This window comes from uncultured Algibacter sp. (assembly GCF_905480415.1).
In the GTDB taxonomy this organism is placed as follows: domain Bacteria; phylum Bacteroidota; class Bacteroidia; order Flavobacteriales; family Flavobacteriaceae; genus Algibacter_B.
The window spans coordinates 1-3,039 of sequence record NZ_CAJQQI010000112.1 but is presented as its reverse complement, the minus strand read 5'-3'; the positions used below and the strand labels follow the sequence as shown (position 1 = coordinate 3,039).

Genomic DNA, 3,039 nt, shown 5'->3' with positions numbered 1-3,039 from the left:
AAATGTAATTGAATCTGAAGCATTTAGACTTTCCCCAAAAGTGTAATAATTTATATTGAACTTGTTTTTAAGATCATTGTTATTCTTAATATTTTCAACAAACTCAAGTACACTTCTATCTTGTTTTAAATGACTAACAGAACTAGAATTATCGATAGCTACAATCAGATTAGGTTTTTCTATAGCTATTTTTATTTTATCAAAACTTGGGTTTATAATTAGTATTAAAACAGCAAACACACTTAAAAATCTCAAAAAAGAAAAAAGCATGTTTAATTTAGACATGCTTTTGTTTTTAGTGAAATACTGAAAATGCGCTAAACCAAGTGCTATTATTCCAGCAAGTATAATATATATTAGAGTTTCTGAACTCATAAAAATTCACAAGTTTGATAGATGAAATTACTGCCTTCGCAGGAACGACAATTACGTAAGCATTCCACCGTCAACGTTTAAGGTTTGTCCAGTAATATAAGCGCTCATATCACTTGCTAAGAACACACAAACATTGGCAATATCTTCAGGAGTGCCTCCGCGTTTTAAAGGTATTCCAGCACGCCATCCTTTGACAACTTCTTCGTCTAATTTAGCAGTCATTTCGGTTTCAATAAAACCTGGAGCCACGACATTACTTCTTATATTTCTTGAACCTAATTCTAAAGCTACAGACTTTGAAAATCCAATAATTCCAGCTTTTGATGCAGCATAATTGGCTTGACCTGCATTACCTTTTACTCCAACTACAGAACTCATATTAATAATTGAGCCTTTTCGTTGTTTTAGCATAGTTCGCTGCACAGCTTTGGTCATATTGAAAACCGACTTTAAATTCACTTCAATAACGGTATCAAAATCTTCTTCTCTCATACGCATCAACAAATTATCCTTTGTAATTCCTGCGTTATTAACTAGAATATCTATACTACCAAATTCTGCTGCAACTTCTTCAGCTAACTTTTGAGCTTCTTCAAAACTAGCGGCATTACTTTTATAGCCTTTTGCCTTAATTCCTAAAGCATTAAGTTCTTGTTCTAATGCGTTTGCCGCATCAACAGATGAGCTATATGTAAATGCTACATTTGCTCCGTGCGCAGCAAAAACTTGTGCAATTCCTTTTCCAATTCCACGACTAGCACCAGTAATTATGGCCGTTTTACCTTCTAATAGTTTCATTTTATGTTCAGTTAGTTATTATTAATGTTAGCATTTCAAATATAACAAATACAAATGGCACCAAATAAAAAAACCTTACAAGATTTGCAAGGTTTTAATATATATATAATCAAATTTAGCTTAGTACTTCAGCTATTTTTTTTCCAATTTCTGCAGGTGATTCTACAACATGAATTCCACAAGCTCTCATAATTTTCTTTTTGGCTTGAGCCGTATCATCACTACCTCCAACGATGGCGCCAGCGTGTCCCATGGTACGTCCTGCGGGTGCCGTTTCTCCAGCTATAAAACCAACAACAGGCTTTTTACTTCCACTTGCTTTATACCAATTGGCAGCATCAGCTTCTAACTGTCCTCCAATTTCACCAATCATTACGACAGCTTCCGTTTCAGGATCATTAATTAACATCTCAACAGCTTCTTTTGTTGTCGTACCAATAATTGGATCTCCTCCAATACCAATAGCTGTTGTAATTCCTAAACCTTGTTTTACAACTTGGTCTGCAGCTTCATAAGTTAATGTCCCAGATTTAGAAACAATACCTACTTTACCTTTTTTGAATACAAACCCCGGCATAATACCAACTTTTGCTTCACCAGGCGTAATTACTCCTGGGCAGTTAGGACCAATTAATCGACAGTCTTTATTTTTTAAATAGCTTGATGCCGTAATCATATCAGCAACAGGAATACCTTCAGTAATAGTAATAATTACCTTTATACCGGCATCAGCAGCTTCCATAATGGCATCTGCAGCAAATGCTGGGGGAACAAAAATAATGGTTGTATCTGCTCCAACTTTTTCAACAGCCTCTAAAACTGTATTGAAAACTGGTTTATCTAAATGTGTTTGACCGCCTTTTCCTGGTGTAACACCACCAATGACGTTAGTGCCGTATTCAATCATTTGAGTGGCGTGAAAAGTACCTTCGCTGCCAGTAAACCCTTGAACTATTATTTTTGAATCTTTATTAACTAAAACACTCATATTTTCTTATTTGATAATTGTTGCACAAATGTAATTTTTTGAACGCACTTATTTATCTTAAATACTCTTAATTTTTTAATTGCTTTAAAATATTAGGAATCTGCTTTATTGATGCCATTTCTTTTAGTTTAGCACGTACTTCCTGTATTGGCGTTCCCCAATATGTTTTGCCACCATCAATAGATTTAGTAACTCCAGACTGCCCTTGAACTATAGCTTTCTTTCCAATGGTTATTCCGCTCGTCGTACCTACTTGACCCCAAAGGGTAACTTGATCTTCAATAACAACACAACCAGCAATACCGACTTGTGAAGCAATCAAACATTTTTTTCCAATCACTGTATCATGGCCAACTTGAATAAGATTATCTAATTTTGAACCTTCCCCAATAATGGTGTCTCCTGTAACACCTCTATCAATAGTACATCCTGCACCAATATCAACATGGTTTTCAATCACAACGCGTCCTCCAGACTTCAATCTATCATAACCTTCTGGTCTGTTTTTATAATAAAAAGCATTAGCTCCTAAAACAGTTCCGGCATGAATAGTAACATGATTACCAATTACGGCATCATCATAAATGCTGACATTAGAATGAATAATACAATTATCACCGATAGTTACATTATGACCAATAAAACAATTGGGCTGAACGACAGTGTTTTTTCCAACTTTAGCTGACAGAGAAATTGAAGCGTTAGAAGATTGAAAAGGTTTAAAAAAATCAGTAAGTTTATTGAAATCTCTAAAAGGATCTTCACTAATAAGTAACGCTTTACCCACTGGACATTCTACTTCTTTATTTATAAGAACAATGGTAGCAGCGGAATCTAAAGCTTTTCCATAGTATTTCGGATGATCAACAAAAACAATA

Annotated in this window: 3 protein-coding genes and 1 pseudogene; all 4 read right to left on the bottom strand. The window is 34.7% G+C overall.

Annotated elements, in window-relative coordinates:
- Positions 1–375, bottom strand: a pseudogene (locus QZ260_RS07880) (VWA domain-containing protein); the annotation flags it as partial.
- A gap of 51 nt (positions 376–426) precedes the next feature.
- The gene (fabG, locus tag QZ260_RS07875; RefSeq protein ID WP_295984795.1) at positions 427–1,173 is read right to left on the bottom strand and encodes a 3-oxoacyl-[acyl-carrier-protein] reductase; all 747 of its coding nucleotides are present in this window, start codon (positions 1,171–1,173) and stop codon (positions 427–429) included.
- 115 nt (positions 1,174–1,288) lie between these two features.
- Complete coding sequence (gene sucD, locus QZ260_RS07870) at positions 1,289–2,161, bottom strand: succinate--CoA ligase subunit alpha (RefSeq protein ID WP_295984791.1); 873 nt, start codon at positions 2,159–2,161, stop codon at positions 1,289–1,291.
- Positions 2,162–2,228: 67 nt separating this feature from the next.
- A partial coding sequence (locus QZ260_RS07865) for a UDP-3-O-(3-hydroxymyristoyl)glucosamine N-acyltransferase (RefSeq protein ID WP_295984789.1) occupies positions 2,229–3,039 on the bottom strand: 811 nt, incomplete at its 5' end.

Coding starts and splice junctions, on each gene's coding strand:
- fabG (WP_295984795.1), bottom strand. CDS start 1,173: ATGAAACTATTAGAAGGTAAAACGGCCATAATTACTGGTGCTAGTCGT.
- sucD (WP_295984791.1), bottom strand. CDS start 2,161: ATGAGTGTTTTAGTTAATAAAGATTCAAAAATAATAGTTCAAGGGTTT.